The organism is Luteimonas sp. BLCC-B24 (assembly GCF_028550595.1).
Taxonomy (GTDB): Bacteria; Pseudomonadota; Gammaproteobacteria; order Xanthomonadales; family Xanthomonadaceae; genus Luteimonas.
Window position 1 is genome coordinate 41131 of the sequence record NZ_JAQQGN010000005.1, and the last position, 15903, is coordinate 57033.

At 66.8% G+C, this 15903-nt stretch carries 15 protein-coding genes and 1 pseudogene; 10 read left to right on the forward strand and 6 right to left on the reverse strand.

Going from position 1 to position 15903, the window contains the following annotated elements; genetic code table 11:
• Nucleotides 1-22: 22 nt before the first annotated feature.
• From rodA to PQS31_RS11300, 5 genes and pseudogenes are all read right to left on the reverse strand, one after another.
• Nucleotides 23-1132: a rod shape-determining protein RodA gene (gene rodA / locus PQS31_RS11280; RefSeq protein ID WP_272762829.1), complete on the reverse strand. Its 1110-nt coding sequence runs from the start codon at nucleotides 1130-1132 to the stop codon at nucleotides 23-25.
• On the reverse strand, nucleotides 1129-3135 hold the full coding sequence (mrdA, locus tag PQS31_RS11285; RefSeq protein WP_336314349.1) for a penicillin-binding protein 2: 2007 nt from the start codon (nucleotides 3133-3135) through the stop codon (nucleotides 1129-1131). The genes rodA and mrdA overlap by 4 nt, the downstream gene beginning before the upstream one ends.
• Nucleotides 3136-3148: 13 nt before the next feature.
• Nucleotides 3149-3628, reverse strand: coding sequence for a rod shape-determining protein MreD (gene mreD / locus PQS31_RS11290; protein ID WP_272762830.1), 480 nt, complete (start codon nucleotides 3626-3628; stop codon nucleotides 3149-3151).
• A 191-nt stretch (nucleotides 3629-3819) separates the two neighbouring features.
• Nucleotides 3820-4647 (reverse strand): annotated as a pseudogene (gene mreC, locus PQS31_RS11295) (rod shape-determining protein MreC); the annotation flags it as partial.
• A 142-nt stretch (nucleotides 4648-4789) separates the two neighbouring features.
• Nucleotides 4790-5833, reverse strand: a complete 1044-nt coding sequence (locus PQS31_RS11300) for a rod shape-determining protein (RefSeq protein ID WP_272762831.1) — start codon at nucleotides 5831-5833, stop codon at nucleotides 4790-4792.
• A 205-nt stretch (nucleotides 5834-6038) separates the two neighbouring features.
• On the opposite strand from PQS31_RS11300, the gene PQS31_RS11305 reads away from it, so the two are divergent.
• The 10 genes from PQS31_RS11305 (at nucleotide 6039) to PQS31_RS11350 (ending at nucleotide 14497) form a co-directional block, all read left to right on the forward strand.
• Nucleotides 6039-6986, forward strand: coding sequence for a carbohydrate kinase family protein (locus tag PQS31_RS11305; protein ID WP_272762832.1), 948 nt, complete (start codon nucleotides 6039-6041; stop codon nucleotides 6984-6986).
• 359 nt (nucleotides 6987-7345) lie between these two features.
• On the forward strand, nucleotides 7346-7771 hold the full coding sequence (locus tag PQS31_RS11310; protein WP_272762833.1) for a hypothetical protein: 426 nt from the start codon (nucleotides 7346-7348) through the stop codon (nucleotides 7769-7771).
• A gap of 65 nt (nucleotides 7772-7836) precedes the next feature.
• Entirely contained in the window at nucleotides 7837-8085 is a 249-nt protein-coding gene (locus PQS31_RS11315) for a hypothetical protein (RefSeq protein ID WP_272762834.1), read from the forward strand.
• A gap of 739 nt (nucleotides 8086-8824) precedes the next feature.
• Complete coding sequence (locus tag PQS31_RS11320; RefSeq protein WP_272762835.1) at nucleotides 8825-9226, forward strand: MmcQ/YjbR family DNA-binding protein; 402 nt, start codon at nucleotides 8825-8827, stop codon at nucleotides 9224-9226.
• 567 nt (nucleotides 9227-9793) lie between these two features.
• Entirely contained in the window at nucleotides 9794-10381 is a 588-nt protein-coding gene (locus PQS31_RS11325; protein ID WP_272762836.1) for a DUF4375 domain-containing protein, read from the forward strand.
• A gap of 460 nt (nucleotides 10382-10841) precedes the next feature.
• Nucleotides 10842-11105: a hypothetical protein gene (locus tag PQS31_RS11330; RefSeq protein ID WP_272762837.1), complete on the forward strand. Its 264-nt coding sequence runs from the start codon at nucleotides 10842-10844 to the stop codon at nucleotides 11103-11105.
• A gap of 145 nt (nucleotides 11106-11250) precedes the next feature.
• Nucleotides 11251-11715, forward strand: coding sequence for a hypothetical protein (locus PQS31_RS11335; protein ID WP_272762839.1), 465 nt, complete (start codon nucleotides 11251-11253; stop codon nucleotides 11713-11715).
• A gap of 298 nt (nucleotides 11716-12013) precedes the next feature.
• The gene (locus tag PQS31_RS11340; RefSeq protein WP_272762840.1) at nucleotides 12014-12361 is read left to right on the forward strand and encodes a DUF5329 domain-containing protein; all 348 of its coding nucleotides are present in this window, start codon (nucleotides 12014-12016) and stop codon (nucleotides 12359-12361) included.
• Nucleotides 12362-12442: 81 nt separating this feature from the next.
• Nucleotides 12443-13954, forward strand: coding sequence for an MATE family efflux transporter (locus PQS31_RS11345; RefSeq protein WP_272762841.1), 1512 nt, complete (start codon nucleotides 12443-12445; stop codon nucleotides 13952-13954).
• A 117-nt stretch (nucleotides 13955-14071) separates the two neighbouring features.
• The gene (locus PQS31_RS11350; protein ID WP_272762842.1) at nucleotides 14072-14497 is read left to right on the forward strand and encodes a hypothetical protein; all 426 of its coding nucleotides are present in this window, start codon (nucleotides 14072-14074) and stop codon (nucleotides 14495-14497) included.
• 189 nt (nucleotides 14498-14686) lie between these two features.
• Here PQS31_RS11350 and PQS31_RS11355 read toward each other — a convergent pair whose 3' ends face one another.
• Nucleotides 14687-15418, reverse strand: coding sequence for a hypothetical protein (locus PQS31_RS11355; protein WP_272762843.1), 732 nt, complete (start codon nucleotides 15416-15418; stop codon nucleotides 14687-14689).
• Nucleotides 15419-15903 lie beyond the last annotated feature (485 nt).

The following is a 15903-nucleotide window of genomic DNA, read 5'->3' on the forward strand; positions in this document are numbered from 1 at the left end:
CGCGTGCGCGGTTGCACGGCGCTCAGCGTCGACGTCGTGCGCTCGCCTGGATGGCCATCACCACACCGAAGCCCGCGAGCAACGACACGGCCGCGGTCCCGCCGAAGCTCAGCAGCGGCATCGGCACGCCGACCACCGGCAGCAGGCCGGAAATCATGCCGCCATTGACGATGACGTAGACGAACAGGGCCAGCCCGAGACTGCCCACCAGCAGCCGCGAGAAGCCGTCGCGCGCCTCGCTGGCGATCCACAGGCAGCGGCCCACGACGAACAGGTACAGCCCCAGCGTGACGGCCACGCCGATCCAGCCGAACTCCTCGCTGAGCACGGCGAAGATGAAGTCGGTGGTGTGTTCGGGCACGTAGTTGAGATGCGACTGCGAGCCGTCGCCCCAGCCCTGCCCGGCGAAGCCGCCGGAGCCGATCGCGATCTTGGACTGGATGATGTTCCAGCCCTCGCCCAGCGGGTCGGACTCCGGATCGAGGAACATCATGATCCGTGCCTTCTGGTACGGCTGCAGGTACCAGAGCCACGCCGCGGGCGCGAGCAGTGCGACCGACGCCGCGCCGCCGATGAACCACCACCACGACAGGCCCGCGAGATACAGCGCGAACACGCCACCCGACGCCACCAGCACCGCGGTGCCGAAGTCCGGCTGCAGCAGGATCAGGCCGGTGGGCACGCCGATGATCGCGGCGGCGACCGCGATGGTGTCCAGACGCGGCGGCGTGGCTCGCTGGCCCAGCCACCAGGCGGCCATCATCGGCAGCGAGAGCTTCATCAGCTCCGCGGGCTGCACGTAGAACACGCCGAGGTTGATCCAGTGCTGCCCGCTGCGCCCGGTGCCGAGAAACAGCACCGCGACCAGCGGCAGCAGCGAGGCGGCGTAGGCCAGCGGCGTGAACCGGCGCAGCTGCACCGCGGGAATGCGCGAGAGCACCCACATCGCGCCCAGGCCGACGACGAAGCGGCTGGCCTGCGAGGTCACCATCGCCATGTTCTTGCCGCTGGCGCTGTGCAGCACCGCCAGGCCGATGCCCATCAACGCCACCAGCGCGCCGAGCAGCGGCCAGTCGATGGTGCGCGCGAAGCGCAACCACAGGTCGAGCAGCCAGCGCAGGATGGTCTTCAACGCGGCACCCCGCCGTTGCCGGGGCCCAGGCGTGCCGGCGCCATCACGCGCACGCTGTCGACGACGGCGTCGAAGGAGACGTCGGGGCGCAGCACGGCCTGCGGGCCGGCGGCGGCCACGGCGGCCGGGGCGCCGGTGACCGGATCGATCTCGACCTCCGGCATCTTGCCCAGCAGCCAGGCGTCGAAGATCTTGCGAGCGATCGGGCCGGCGGTGGTGCCGCCGTAGCCGCCGTGCTCGACCGTCACCGCGATCGCGATGGTCGGATTCTCGGCCGGCGCGTAGCCGACGAACAGCGCCTGGTGGCGCAGGTGGTAGGGCAGATTGCGCGGATCGGTGCTTACGCTGCCGCGGCGGCTCACGCGCTGCGCGGTGCCGGTCTTGCCGGCCATGCGGTACTCGGCGCCGATCGCCATACGCGTGCCGGTGCCGCGGCCGTGAATGGTATTGACCATGCCTTCCTGCACCGCGCGCAGATGCGCGGGGTTGTCGGTGATGCGCGTCGGCGCCGGGCGCTCCACCGCGCGCCAGGGCGCGTCGAAGCCGTCGCGCCGTTCGGCGGCCAGATGCAGCGTGTGCAGGTCGCCGCCGCTGGCGATCGCCGCGGTGCCGCGCGCGAGCTGCAATGCGGTGGCGATCCAGTAGCCCTGGCCGATGCCGGCGATCACGGTCTCGCCGGCGTACCAGGGCTCACGCGAGCGCGTGGCCTTGAAACGCGGCGACGGCACGATGCCGGCGGTCTCGCCGAGCAGGTCGATTCCGGTCGGCTGGCCGAACCCGTAGCGCGCCATGTACTGGTCGAAGCGCTCGATGCCCATCTCGTAGGCGAGCTGGTAGTAGTAATAGTTGATCGAGCGCGCGATCGAGTCGCGCAGATCGGTCCAGCCCGCACCGCGCGCGGCGTCGCGATAGCCGCGGCGCTGGCCGGGGATGAAGAACTCGCCGGTCGAGAACACCCGCGATTCGGGCGTGCGCAGGCCGCTGTCGACACCGGCCAGCGCCACCAGCGGCTTGATCGTCGACCCCGGCGGCCCGCCGCCGAGCACGTTGCGGTTGAACAGCGGCCGCGCCGGATCGTCCATCAGCCGGCGGTAGTCGGTGTGCGAGATGCCGTTGACGAACAGGTTGGGGTCGAAGCTCGGCAGGCTGACCATGCCGAGAATGTCGCCGGTGGCCGGATCCACCGCCACCGCCGAGCCGTGCAGGCCGCCGAAGGCGAGCACCATCGCCTGCTGCAGGTCGGCGTCCACGCTCAGGCGCAGATCGGTGCCCGCGGTCGCCGGCTGCAGACCGAGCCGGCGCAGCGCGCGGCCTTCCACGTTGGTTTCGACCTGCTCGTAGCCGATCTTTCCGCGCAGCAGTTCGTCGTAGTAGCGCTCCAGACCCGTGCGCCCGGTTTGCGGAAACAGCAGGTGCGAGGCGCCGAAGCGGTCCACGTCGCCCTGGTCGGTCCGCCCCACGTAACCGACCACGTGCGCGAACAGGTCGCCGTAGGGGTAGTGCCGATTGAGGTACGGCACCACTTCGACACCCGGAAAGCGCCAACGGTCGAGCGCGAAGCGTGCCATCTCGTCCTCGCTCAGGCGCAGCTTCAGGGTGACCGCACGGAAGCTGCGCTGGCCCTTGCGTTCGCGGTCGAAGCGGGCGATGTCGTCGGGCGACAGCGCGATGATCCGCGCCAGGCCCGACAGCAGCTGGCGGATGTCGCCGGCCTCCTCGGGGGTGACGTCGAGGCGGTAGGCCTGCTCGTTCTCGGCCAGGATGCGGCCCTTGCGATCGAGGATCAGCCCGCGCCCGGGCACCACCGGCCGCGGCTTGATGCGGTTGGCTTCCGAGCGCTTGGCGTAGATGTCGTGGTCGACGACCTGCAGCTTGAAATACCAGCCGGCGAGCACGCCCAGTGCGACCACCACGACACCGAATCCGATCAGCGCACGCTGGCGGAACGCGGCCGCCTCGCCGGCGGTGTCGCGGATGTCGCTGCGTCGGCGGCGTCTGGCCATCCGGCTGCCGGCCTCAGGTCCGGCGCCCGAAGCGCAGCGCGTCCATCACCAGGAACAGCGGCACCCACAGCAGCATGCCCAGCAGCGGCGCCAGCCAGTACGTCCACGGCAGCTGCGGCACGCCGAGCGACAGGTGGATCGCCGCGCTGACCACGCGATCGTTGAGCAGCAGGCCGCCGATCGCCAGCGCCTGCTGGGCCACGGGGAAGAACCGCAACTGCGAGCGGAAGCGCTGCAGGATGAAGGTCATCACCACCAGCCGCAGCGCCTGCTCGCCGAGCAGGCCGCCGAAAGCGAGATCGGCCACCACGCCGACGCCGAAGGCGAACCCGAGGCCGGTGCGGTCCGGCGTTTCGATCACCCAGTAGGCGACGACCAGCGCCAGCCAGAACGGGCGGTAGGGCTGCAGTTCGGCAGGCAGCGGCAACAGGCCCAGCAGCAGGGCGACCAGCACGCTGGCCGGCAGCAGCCAGCGGTTGTGACGACGGCTCATCGCACAGGCTCCGGCGCCGGTGTCGGCACGGCTCCGGGGGCAGGTGACGGCACGGCCCCGGGCTCGCCGGCGTCGTCCGCCGCCTGTTCGCCGGCAGCGGCGGCCGCCGCCTCGGCTTCGGCTCGCTCGGCGGCCTCGCGCTCGGCGGCGGCGGCTTCGAGATCGGCCGTGGTCACCGGCACCACCACGTCGCGCAGCAACAGCACGTCGCGTCCGCGATCGACCTGCGCTGCCGGCGTCAGCCGTCCGGTCAGGAAGGCGCGGCTGTCGTCGGGCGCCAGCTCCGCGATCGTGCCGACCGGAAATCCGGGTGGGAACCGCCCGCCCAGGCCCGAGGTCACCAGCACGTCGCCCACCTCCACATCGGCCGACAGCGGCACGCTGCGCAGCGTGAGCCGGTCGGGATGGCCGCTGCCGTAGACCACCAGGCGCACGCCGTTGCGGGCGACGATCACCGGCACGGCGTGGTCGAGATCGGTCAGCAGCAGCACGGTGGCGGTGGACGGCGTCACCGCGATCACCTGGCCCAGCAGGCCGCCGGCATCGATGACGCCCTGGCCCTCGCGCACGCCGTTCCGGCTGCCGGCATCGAGCAGCAGGCGCTGACGCGTGGGGTCCTGGTCGACGTCGAGAATCGGCGCCAGCTGCACCTCGAGATTGCCCTGCTCCACCGCACCGAGCAGCCGGCGCAGGCGCGCGTTCTCGGTGGCCTCCACGCGCAGCCGCGCCTGGCCGGCGGTGAGCAGCAGCAGTTCATTGCGCAGGCGGCGGTTGTCCTCGGCCAGCTGGCTGCGGGTGGCCGCGTCGTTGCGCATGCTCGTGCCCAGCCGCGACGGCAGGCCGGCCAGCCACCACAGCGGCTGCACCGCCACACTGGCCTGGTGGCGCACCTCGCTCAGCCAGCTGCCGCGATGGTCCATCACCAGCATCACGCACGAGAGCGCCAGATACGCCAGCAACCGCAACGTGCCGGCGACATCGCCGGGGCGTGAGGGCGGAGAACTGGCAGAGGAGGACACTGGAGAGCCGGGATTCGGGATTCGGGAGTAGGGATTCGAAAAAGCCGGTGTCTGTACCAAGCGGGCCGGCCCTGGGCGACCGGGTCGCGACGCTAGACGGGCGCCTCATCGACCACGAACCACCCCATCTCCGCGAACCGGCTCACTCGGCGGCGAAGAACTCGTTGCCGTGCAGGTCCAGCAGCTCCAGCGCGCGGCCACCGCCGCGGGCCACGCAGGTGAGCGGGTCCTCGGCCACCTGCACGTGCAGGCCGGTGGCTTCGCTGAGCAGGCGGTCGAGATCGCGCAGCAGCGCGCCGCCGCCGGTGAGCACGATGCCGCGCTCGGCGACGTCGGCGCACAGTTCCGGCGGAGTCTGTTCGAGTGCCTGCTTCACCGCTTCGACGATGCCCGACAGCGGCTCGCGCAGCGCATCGAGCACCTCGGCCGAGCTGATCGAGACGATCTTCGGCACGCCCTCGGCCAGATGCCGGCCCGAGACCTCGATCTCGATCACCGGGTCCTGCGGGTAGGCGCAGCCGATCTCGAGCTTGATGCGCTCGGCCGTGGCGTCGCCGATCAGCATGCCGTGGTTGCGGCGCACGTAGTTGATGATGGACTCGTCGAAGCGGTCGCCGCCGATGCGGGCCGACTGCGAGTAGACGATGCCGTTGAGCGCGATGACCGCCACTTCCGTGGTGCCGCCGCCGATGTCGACGACCATCGACCCGCGCGCCTCGGTGACCGGCATGCCGGCGCCGATCGCGGCCGCCATGGGCTCCTCGATCAGCGAGACCTCGCGCGCGCCCGCCTCCAGCGCCGAATCCTTGATCGCGCGCTTCTCCACCTGGGTGGAACCGGCCGGCACGCAGATCAGCACGCGCGGGCTGGGCCGCAGGAAGCGCGACTTGTGCACCTTCTTGATGAAGTACTTCAGCATCTCCTCGGTGTAGGTGAAATCGGCGATGACGCCGTCCTTCATCGGGCGATGCGTGGTGATGTTGCCGGGCGTGCGACCGAGCATCTGCTTGGCCTCGGTGCCGACGGCGGCGACCACCTTCTGCCCGGCGCTGCGGTCCTGGCGCACGGCCACGACCGACGGCTCATTGAGCACGATGCCCTGGCCGCGGACGAAGATGAGGGTGTTGGCGGTGCCCAGATCGATGGACAGGTCGTTGGAAAACAGGCCGCGGAACTTCTTGAACATCGGAAAGGGGCGTCCGTCAGGGAGGCTGAAACAAGCGCGCTAGCCTAGCAAAAAAGCCGCCGCCCCGCGGCTCGGGGGCGCCCCGGATTGCGGCGGCCCAACGCGCCCCGATGCGGCGCCGGCCCGCCCCAGCGGGCGCCCGGTCCGGGCCGCCGGCCGGGGTGCCGTAAACTACCCGGCCATCTTCAAGCACGAGCCTCGCGCGATGTCTGCACTGATCTGCGGTTCCCTGGCCTACGACACCATCATGGTGTTCCCCGACCAGTTCAAGAACCACATCCTCCCGGACAAGGTGCACATCCTGAACGTCTCGTTCCTCGTGCCGCGCATGCGCCGCGAGTTCGGCGGCTGCGCCGGCAACATCGCCTACAACCTGAAGCTGCTGGGCGGCGACCCGATTCCGATGGGCACCGTGGGCCAGGATTTCGGCCCCTACCGCGAGTGGTTCCAGGAGCACGGGATCACCCTCGACCACGTGCGCGAGATTCCGGAACTCTTCACCCCGCAGGCCTTCATCACCACCGATCTGGACAACAACCAGATCACCGCCTTCCATCCGGGCGCGATGATGCGCAGCCACGAGAACCATGTGAAGGACGTGCCGGGCGTGACCATCGGCCTCGTCGGCCCCGACGGCCGCGACGGCATGCTGCAGAACGCCCGCGAATTCCACGAAGGCAAGATTCCCTTCATCTTCGACCCCGGCCAGGCCATGCCGCTGTTCAACGGCGAGGAGCTGCGCAATTTCATCGAGCTGGCCGACTACGTCGTCGTCAACGACTACGAATCCAACCTGCTGCAGGAGCGCACGGGCTGGGACGAGCGCGTCATCGCCGGCAAGGTCAAGGCCTATATCTGCACGCGCGGCCCCGAGGGCGTGGTCATCCATGCCGACGGCACCACCCACGACGTTCCGCCCGCGCACGAGCGCCGCGTCACCGACCCCACCGGCTGCGGCGACGCGTTCCGCGCCGGCCTGATCTTCGGCATCGAGAAGGGCTACGACTGGCTGACCATCGGCCGTATCGGCAACCTGATGGGCGCGCTGAAGGTCGAGCACCCGGGCACGCAGAACCAGCGCTTCGATTACGCGGAGTTTTCGCTGCAGTTCAAGCAGCAGTTCGGGTATTCGCTGGAGAGCAAGACCGTCTGATCCGCGCTGGATTGCGGAGTGTCGAGAACAGGGCGTCCTTCGGAGCGCCCTGTTTCGTTTGACCTGTCCAGCGCGAGCAGGAACCGCGGCCGGGATCGACACCGAGACGCGCCAGCCACCTCTCACTGCGTACGAACGCACGTGTCAAAAGGGAACGGAGTCCTGTTACACCTTCAAATCAGCGGGTGTAACTGTTACACCCGTATTTTCGTCGGATAACGCCGGACGGGCGGCCAGCTCGTTGCGACGCAAGCCATTGATTTCGCCGGCTGCCCACCCTTTTCACTTCGCCCAGCTTGCCGGATACTCGGTGCAACGCCGCGTTTTAGCGGTCCAATAGTTGTTAGGGCTCACAACGAATGGCATTGCAACGCCGAATTCTTCTTTCAGGCTGCGTCGGATCGATCCTCTACGCTGGGTTGTTGCTCTTGATTCTTGTATCGGGGAAGGCAAAACCTTTCAATCAAGCAGCCCCTGCGGCGTTGCTCGGGATAGCCATTGCGTTTTCGGCTGGCGCTCTTGTATTTGGTCTAGTCCCGCACTTTCTTGGCAAGTTCATGGAGCACTTTGTGGCAAACGCATCCAGCACCTTTGACATCTTAAACAAGGCGTCACTTGCTATAGCTCTTGTATCAATCCTAGTTGGAGTTTTTGCATCATTGCTGCTTATTTTTGGCATCTCACAGGGAGCCAAGCCATTGCTAGTCGCAATTACGCTATTCCTCGGCTCGGCTGCGACAATGTGCTCACTCAAGTTTTTCTTTGCCAACCGCAATAGCGAGTGAGCCCTAACAATTCATTCAAGCCGAACCCGCTTCGCGGGTCGGCTTAATTCTGGCGTTAGGCGGCTATGGAAGCACTTCTCTATCTGGCAGCATTTTTAGCAGCAACTCTCGGCGTCGCTCACTCCATTCTTGGCGAGAGATACATTCTTGTGCGGCTCTTTCGCCGGAACAATTTGCCCAAGCTCTTTGGCGGCACAGAGTTCACCACCCGCACGCTGCGCTTTGCATGGCATATCACCCCGTTGCGTGGTTCGGCTTCGCTTCGCTGCTTATCCACGCGGCTCGCGGCGACCTCAGCACATCTGGAGTGCTGAGGATCATCGGGGCCACCTTCATCATTTCCGGCCTTCTTCCCCTTTTCATCACTCGTGGCAGACATCTGTCTTGGCTGGTACTGTTCAGTATCGGCGGCATTGCATTCTGGTGCGCCGCCTAACAATTCATTCAAGCCGACGCCGCTTTGCAGCGCGGCTTAATTCAGGCGTTAGCCCTATGTCGCTGATTGCCGAAATTGAAACAGCCTTTTCCGACGCACGCCGTCCATCGGATGAAGAATTGTTTTCGTATGACGACGAAGGAGCACTTGACATTCTTCGTGGCCGACGTTGGCAAGATGTCCCCGACGACGAGTTGGACTATCACTCTTGCGCACTAGCAACGCTTTCTGCGCACGGGTTCGCGTACTTTCTTCCTGCGTTCATGCGCGCCGCGCTGCGACATCCTCATTTGGGAGTCTCAGACGCAGTAGTCCAGGCGCTGACTCCCCCGAACGACGATCCCGCGCGACCGAGCTTTGCTGCAAGATGGACGCTACTCTCCGTACCGCAGAGGACTGCAGCAGTTGCGTTCCTGCACGCTCAACAGTCCAGTCATCCCTTTGATCTGGGCCCAGCCATCTCTGCATTAGAACGGTCGTTGCGCATTGACCCTACTTACAACCACGCGGACCGAACGCCCCATGCGTAGGTCCAACGTTTGGTCTAACTTCGCGTTTCAGCGGAAACCGCTGCGCGGTTCCGCTGAACTTGGGTGTTAGGCCGCTAGGGAAAGCCCATGGATGTCGAAACGGTCAAAGAGCTTTGCTCCGCCTACCCAGGTGCCTCTTCAAAGCTTTACGGGCCGCCGAGCAACATCCTCGTGTACTACGTTGGTGGGAAGAAGTTCGCTTACTTCAAAACCAGCGAGCCCGAGCAGTGGCGCTTCAGCTTCCGCACATCGGTTGAACGCTTCCTTGAGCTCACCGATGTTCCCGGGTTCAAGCCGGCACGCTATATGGCTAGGTTCCACTGGGTCACGGTCGTCAATGTGGCTGCCGTCCCTGATGCAGAGCTCCGCGAGCTGATCACCTCTTCCTACGAGCTTGCGCTCACTAGGCCAAAGGGTCGGCGGTTCGGCATCAGCGGGTCGCGGCCTAACAATTCGTCCAAGCCGACGCCGCTTCGCGGCGCGGCTTAACTCAGGTGTTAGGCCGCACCGAACCTATGCTCAAGATCGTTACTGTAATCACCACTATCGCAGTCTCCATCATCCTCGTACCGCTTGGATTTCGGTTCTCGCCGCACCCGCTTTACTTAATGGTCTGTCTTGTCGCATCGCTGGTTACCCTAGGTCCCTTTCACCGGCATCTTTTGCGCTACTGGAATGCACGCATGGAAGTCCGAAAAGCGACCAGAATAAGGCCTTGGAATGTACTTGCTCAGGCGATTGCATTATCGGCTTGCGTATTTTTTCTATCTTGTTTTGCCATCGGTATCTTCTTCACTATGGCACTTGGCACCACTTCTGTAGAGCACGGTAAGGTGATCTCTTCATGGTCCTCGCGGCACTGTACAAACTTGACGGTCCAAACCGAAACGGCGGGCTTTGTGAGACTTTGCACTAGATCGCCCTTAGGGCTAGGTTCCTTTGCAACTGTTCGGGTCCGGCATTCCGTCCTTGGTCACTACGTTGAGTAGCGGCCTAACAATTCATTCAAGCCGACGCCGCTTCGCGGCGCGGCTTAATTCAGGCGTTAGGCGACTAATGGAAAAGGTTCCCTGCTTACAGTGTGGAGTCTGCATCTTGCCGATAACGGCAGAGAAGAATGGTGGGCTGTGCATGCCTTGCACAACTGGCATCCGCGCCAACCTTGAGAAGAGTAGGCAGTACTACAAAGCGCAGCGAGAACTTGATAAGACTGACCCTGTGCGCATTCACTGGCGCTCACTTCTAGATCGTTTACGCGCTGATAATGGCTACTCCGGGCTAAGTATTGCAGAGAAGCGCTACTTCGCTGTCACTGCTTTGAGTGGAGAAGTCCATAATGGGGGCTTTGGTCAGTATTTCTACAACACTGCTTCTGACCATTATCAGGATGCAGTTGAGGGTCTTGAGGAGATTGGTGCTTTAGCGTCGCTAGATCTTCTGTTGCGCGCAAAGCAGGTGCTTTTTGGCTTTGGTGAGGTTCCTGTCCTTACGTCTCGACGGCGTTTAACATCAGCGCGAACCTCGGATTCAAAAGCTAGTCGTCTCGATAAGCTGGATCGACTGTTCTGGACTGATCCGGATGGTCTCAGCAGCCGATTGGAGGCGCTTCTACTCAGGCACGGGCTTGTCTCGCACGTCGCCTAACAATTCGTCCAAGCCGATGCCGCATCGCGGCACGGCTTAACTCAAGCGTTAGAGCTTGCATGATCAAGCGTTTTCTCGGCTGGTTGTTCAAGTGGGACAGCTCTAGTTTCGTTGGCTCAAGGCGATTCTGGCTAATGGTCTCATTCGTCTTTCTGGTGAGTGCTTGGTTGGCCGTTTATTCTTCCTTGGACTTGCTCCAAGGCTGGCAGCACGGAGAGATCAAGCTGTGGTGTCGTGGTTGCGGGGGTCGTCCGCCAGTAGATGAACAGGATTATCCAGTTGTTTACTGGTTCAATATGATCAAGCGTGCTATCGCAGCTTTGGCTGGATCTGTCCTCTGTGCTGTCTGTGGGTGGGTGTACGTGAATCGCAGCAAGCTCTAACAATTCATTCAAGCCGACGCCGCTTCGCGGCGCGGCTTAATTCAGGCGTTAGGCCGCAGCAGGAGATAACCGCGAGCATGGACAAGCAGCAAGCTGAAGCAGTCGCCCAGGCGATCCTCGAGCCAGACTTACGGACGCAGGATGATCTGCGCAGGAAACGCGCCCTGGAAGCAGCGCGCCAGTCTCGAAAACGCCGAGTTGCTTGGTTCACTCTCATCGGTAGTGGCATCGGAGCTGCCATTGCTCACCTCCTTGGCGAACGCTTCACAAGCGGCGTGATCTGGCGCGGACTAGCAGGTTCCGCTATTGGTTGGCTGATCATGCGCCGGGCATGGGCCTAACCGAGAAGAGTAGGATCAGAGTGCAACTCCCGCGTATTCTGAGATTGCGCGCGGCTCAGGCGGCAGCGCGCTTGAACGATGCGTGCAGGCGCACTCGATATGGTGTCCACGCTTGCGTTGCCATTACCCACCGACCATCGCCCTCATGCGCCTGATCGCCGCCCTGATCGCCGTGTCTCTGCTCACCGGCTGCCTGCCCCGGCAGGTCGTCGTGCACGACGGCATCCGCGCGTCGGTGGTGGATGCGGAGTCGAAGGCGGCGATCGCCGGGGCCTTCATCTACGACCGTGTCGAGGCGGGGCGGCCGCGTGTGTTGGCACGGAGCGACGCCGATGGGCGGCTCGAGCTTGCGCCGAAGACGCGGCGCAGGATGACGCCGGTGATGGGCGAAGCCCAGGTCGTCCAGTCGCTGTGGATCTGCAGCGCGGGCTACGAGCCGACGCGCGTGTCGCAGCGTGCGGGCTGGAATGCGGACGTCGCCGCGGCCCGGGTGCATGCGCTCGGAACGGTCGAGCTGGCGCCTTCCGCTGTACGTGACGAGAACGGCTGTGCGCTCACGCATTCGGTGTCGCCGGACCGCGCGGATGACGGACCGCCGCCCGCACGCTGAGCGCGCGTTCCGGCGTCATGCGTCGGGCTGGGCCGCAAATGGGGATGCCGTATCCGCGCCTGTGCCCGTGGAGCGGGGAGACGCGGGGCATTGCTCGCGGCCGGGCACGAAGCGGCGTCGAATTGCGCGCCGTCACCGGTTCTGGTGTCATCCCGGCCTGCGCCGCTGACCGCGGGCGCGAACGTGGTCGCTGCGATCCCGACGCCGCTGCCGTCATGCGCGTCCGCGGTGTTGTCTCGACCACACCGCGGCGCGCGCGTTCCTTCCACACAGGTCCACTGATCCGATGACACGCTGTATGTTCGCCGTTCTGCTGCTCGCCTCCGGTCTGGCGACGGCCCAGCCGTCCGCGTCCACGACACAGGAGATCACGCAGCTGTTCGCGGCGCTCGAGACCTCGGGCTGCCGGTTCCAGCGCAACGGCAGCTGGCACGAGGCGCCCGAAGCGAAGGCGCATCTGCAGCGCAAGTACGACTATCTGCTGAAGAAGCGCCAGCTCACGACCACCGAGTCCTTCATCGACCTGGCCGCCTCGCGCAGCAGCGTGTCGGGCCGCGCATATCACGTGCAGTGCGGGCAGTCCGCGCCCGTGGACAGCGCGGCGTGGTTCACCGGGCGACTTTCGGCAATCCGCGCCGGCCGCTGACGCCACACGTGCCGACGCAGATGCGGCACCTGCCTCGCGTTCCTCACCGCACCGCGATCGGCATCCGGCTTGAATGCGCGGATGCCACGACGCCGCCCCGAGCCCCCTACCGCGCCCCGCGACCTCACCCGCGGGCCGATCGCTGCCACGTTGCTGGCGTTCGCGCTGCCGATCCTCGGCGGCAACGTGCTGCAGTCACTCAACGGCTCGATCAATGCGGTGTGGATCGGCCATCTGCTGGGGCCCGATGCGCTGGCGGCGATCGCCAATGCCAACAACATCCTGTTCCTGCTGCTGGGCGCGGTGTTCGGCGTGGGCATGGCGGCGACGATCCTGGTGGCGCAGGCGATCGGCCGCACGGACCTGCCCGGCGCGCGGCGGGTGATCGGCACCAGTGCGACCGTGTTCCTCGGCGCATCGGTGCTGGTGGCGCTGGCCGGCCTGCCGCTGTCGGGACGGATCCTGGCGTGGATGGACACGCCGGCCGAGGCGCTGCCGCACGCCGAGGCGTATCTGCAGATCATCTTCCTGGCGGTGCCGTTCCTGTACGCGCTGGCGTTCCTGTCGGCAATCCTGCGCGGCGCGGGCGATTCGCGCACGCCGTTCCTGTTCCTGCTGCTGGTGGTGGCGCTGGACATCGTGCTGGTGCCGTTGCTGCTGCTCGGCGTGGGGCCGTTGCCGGCGATGGGCATGGCCGGCGCCGCGGCGGCGAACCTCGTCGCCAATGCACTGGGTGTGGTGGCGATGCTGGCGTGGCTGCGGCACCGCAACCACCGCTTGTGGATCCATCGCGGCGAGCGCGCGTTGTACCGGCCCGACTGGACCATCGTGCGCGCACTGCTGACCAAGGGCCTGCCGATGGGGCTGCAGATGGTGATGCTGTCGGCGGCGATGATCGCGATGATCGCGATGGTCAACCGCCACGGCATCGTCACCGCCGCGGGCTACGGCGCCGCGCTGCAGCTGTGGACCTATGTGCAGATGCCGGCGATGGCGATCGGCGCGGCGTGCTCGACGATGGCGGCGCAGAACGTCGGCGCCGGGCACTGGGGCCGGGTGTCGCGCGTGGCCGGCACGGGGGTGGTGTTCAACCTGTTGATGACGGGCGTGCTGATCGCGGCGCTGATCCTGTTCGATCGTCATGTGCTGGCGCTGTTCCTGCCGGGCGGCGGCGAGATCCTGGAAACCGCGCGCCACTTGAACCGCATCGCCATCTGGTCGTTCCTGTTCTTCGGCGTGACCTTCGTGCTGTTCGGCGTGGTGCGCTCGACCGGCGCGGTGCTGCCACCGCTGCTGATCCTGGCGGTCACGCTGTGGGGCGTGCGCGTGCCGTTCGCGACGTGGCTGCAACCGGTACTCGGCGCGGACGCGATCTGGTGGAGCTTTCCGGCCAGTGCGATCTGTGCGATGGCGCTGGCGATCGGCTATTACCGCTGGGGCGGCTGGCGCAGCGCGCGCATGCTGCCGGACGCGGAGCCCGTGGCGATTCCGTCCGAAGTGCCGGCGCAGCCGCCGGCACCGATCGCGGGACTGTGCCCCGCTGATGAGGCATCGGAACGCGGCGCATCCGCGGCCGCGTTGCGCGGCGTCTGAGTGCCGAAGGATGAACCGGTGGCCAGCGCGCACGCACGTCCGCCTTGAACCTGGTCACCGGCGCAGTCATTTCTTCCGTTCCCGACATGCGCCCGCATGTGGCTCGATGGAGGTCTCATGCGCCGTGCCCTGCTGATGATCGGAATGCTCGCACTGTCCACGGCGACCACGGTTTCCGCACAGACGCTGCGCAATCCGGCCGACCCTCCGCCGCGCTCGAGCCTGCGGGCGGTCGAGCCGCCGCGTGAGCTTTCGCCCGATGTCACCCGCCCGGCCGCGCCGCTGCCGGCGCTCACCCCGCGGCAGCGCTGCCTGCAGAGAGCGGAGCGCATGGTGCAGCCGACATCGGACCAACGCATCGCGGCCGCGCAGCGGCGCCTGGCCGCGACCGATACCCGCCGCGCTGCGACGGGCGCCGATGCGGCCGACGTGACCGACCGCTCCGGGCTGCGTGCGCAGCGCGACATGCAGCAGCGCGCGATCGCGCGCGAGCGCAACGCCGCGGCGCAGCGGCTGGCGGTGGCGCAGGCCAACTGTCGCTGAAAGCACGCACGAGCCGCATCCGCGCGTCCTGGGGCGGATGTGCTCCCTGCAGACGGCCCGCCGGACGCGCCACGCCGGTCGCGCTTGCGCGCTTGCGCGCTTGCGCCCAAACGGGCTTGCACGCGAATGCGTCGTCGCGCGCCGCACGCCCCCTATGCCGATGCGCGCGAGCGCGCGTCGACAGGGGCCTCAGTTCCAGCCCGGCATGCGTGCGCGGTCGAGTCCCGCGACCTCGAACACCGCGGTGCGGGTGCCGCCGGCCTTGACCGGGAATTCGATCGCGACCGTCGTCGCGCCGTCGAGCAGCCGCCACAGTGCGCGCTCGTCGTCGATGAACATCGCGATGGCCTCGTCGGTCTGCGGGCGGTTGGCGGCCATGCGCCGCGGCTCGCCGTCGTCGACCCGCACCCGGACGCGGCAGCTCGGATAGCAGTCGAAATCGCCAGCGTCGAGCACGAGGTAGCTGCTGCGGCCCCACTCGGGGTGATCGCGGAAGATCAGGCGCACGCGCTTGGCGCCGCTGCCGTCGACGTCGACCGCGTCGCGGGCGTAGAGCATCGCCGACACCTGCTGGCCGCCGCCCGCCGGGCGCGTGTCGTAGCTCCACAGCGCGGCGGTGCGTGCGGTCTCGCGTTCGGCGTCGCCCTTGGCCTTGACCGCATCGAACTGCGCACGCACCCGGTCCGCCGCATCGGTGCCGGGGTGACGGGCCAGCAGCACGTCCGCCTGGGCCTTGGCCAGCGGCCAGTTCTCCGCGGCGACGGCCGCCTCGAAATCGCGTTCCGCGGCTTCGGCCGCCTGCTCGGCCGCGGCGGCCTGGGCCTGCGCCTGGGCGGCGGCCTGGGCCTCGCGGTCCTGGCAGCCGGTCAGGGGCAACAGCGCGCTGAGCAGCGCGGTGGCGAGCAGGGTGCGGGATGTCATGCAGGCGTCCTCGTTGGAAACGGATCAGTCGGCGGCCGCGGGCGGAATCGCGCCGGGCGCACGACGGTGGAGATCGCCAGCGTAGCGCGTGACGCCGCACGATCGAAGGAATGCGCCTCGGCGCCTGCGGATGGTGCGCGCCGCGCCGGCGTCATCGCGCGATGCGGATACCGCCGAGCGCCGTCATCGCAGCGCCCGGGACGATGCCGCCGTGGCCGCGCATGCGGCGGTGTGGAACGCCGCAGACCGGCGAGCACGCACGCACAAGACCCGACGCCCGAGCATCCGACGCGGGCAGCAGTGCGCTCGGTCATTGCCCTCCCCTGCACAACCGAGGCCGGCGAAGCGCGCATCGCTCGACCCGGCGCGCCGGCGCGTCGCGTCCGGAACGGGCTGAACGCGTGTCTTCGATGGAAGCGGCGTCCGCCTGACGCGCGGCAGGCCACGGCGAGCGAGGCCGCGACCACGACCGCTAGGCCGGGTGG

Excerpts from the sequence above, each read along its gene's own strand:
- PQS31_RS11310 (WP_272762833.1), top strand. The coding sequence starts at position 7,346 with ATGGCATTGCAACGCCGAATTCTTCTTTCAGGCTGCGTCGGATCGATC.
- PQS31_RS11350 (WP_272762842.1), top strand. The coding sequence starts at position 14,072 with ATGCGCCGTGCCCTGCTGATGATCGGAATGCTCGCACTGTCCACGGCG.
- PQS31_RS11355 (WP_272762843.1), bottom strand. The coding sequence starts at position 15,418 with ATGACATCCCGCACCCTGCTCGCCACCGCGCTGCTCAGCGCGCTGTTG.
- PQS31_RS11335 (WP_272762839.1), top strand. The coding sequence starts at position 11,251 with ATGCGCCTGATCGCCGCCCTGATCGCCGTGTCTCTGCTCACCGGCTGC.
- mrdA (WP_336314349.1), bottom strand. The coding sequence starts at position 3,135 with ATGGCCAGACGCCGCCGACGCAGCGACATCCGCGACACCGCCGGCGAG.
- PQS31_RS11305 (WP_272762832.1), top strand. The coding sequence starts at position 6,039 with ATGTCTGCACTGATCTGCGGTTCCCTGGCCTACGACACCATCATGGTG.
- PQS31_RS11315 (WP_272762834.1), top strand. The coding sequence starts at position 7,837 with ATGGAAGCACTTCTCTATCTGGCAGCATTTTTAGCAGCAACTCTCGGC.
- PQS31_RS11330 (WP_272762837.1), top strand. The coding sequence starts at position 10,842 with ATGGACAAGCAGCAAGCTGAAGCAGTCGCCCAGGCGATCCTCGAGCCA.
- PQS31_RS11340 (WP_272762840.1), top strand. The coding sequence starts at position 12,014 with ATGTTCGCCGTTCTGCTGCTCGCCTCCGGTCTGGCGACGGCCCAGCCG.
- mreD (WP_272762830.1), bottom strand. The coding sequence starts at position 3,628 with ATGAGCCGTCGTCACAACCGCTGGCTGCTGCCGGCCAGCGTGCTGGTC.
- PQS31_RS11320 (WP_272762835.1), top strand. The coding sequence starts at position 8,825 with ATGGATGTCGAAACGGTCAAAGAGCTTTGCTCCGCCTACCCAGGTGCC.
- PQS31_RS11345 (WP_272762841.1), top strand. The coding sequence starts at position 12,443 with ATGCCACGACGCCGCCCCGAGCCCCCTACCGCGCCCCGCGACCTCACC.
- PQS31_RS11300 (WP_272762831.1), bottom strand. The coding sequence starts at position 5,833 with ATGTTCAAGAAGTTCCGCGGCCTGTTTTCCAACGACCTGTCCATCGAT.
- PQS31_RS11325 (WP_272762836.1), top strand. The coding sequence starts at position 9,794 with ATGGAAAAGGTTCCCTGCTTACAGTGTGGAGTCTGCATCTTGCCGATA.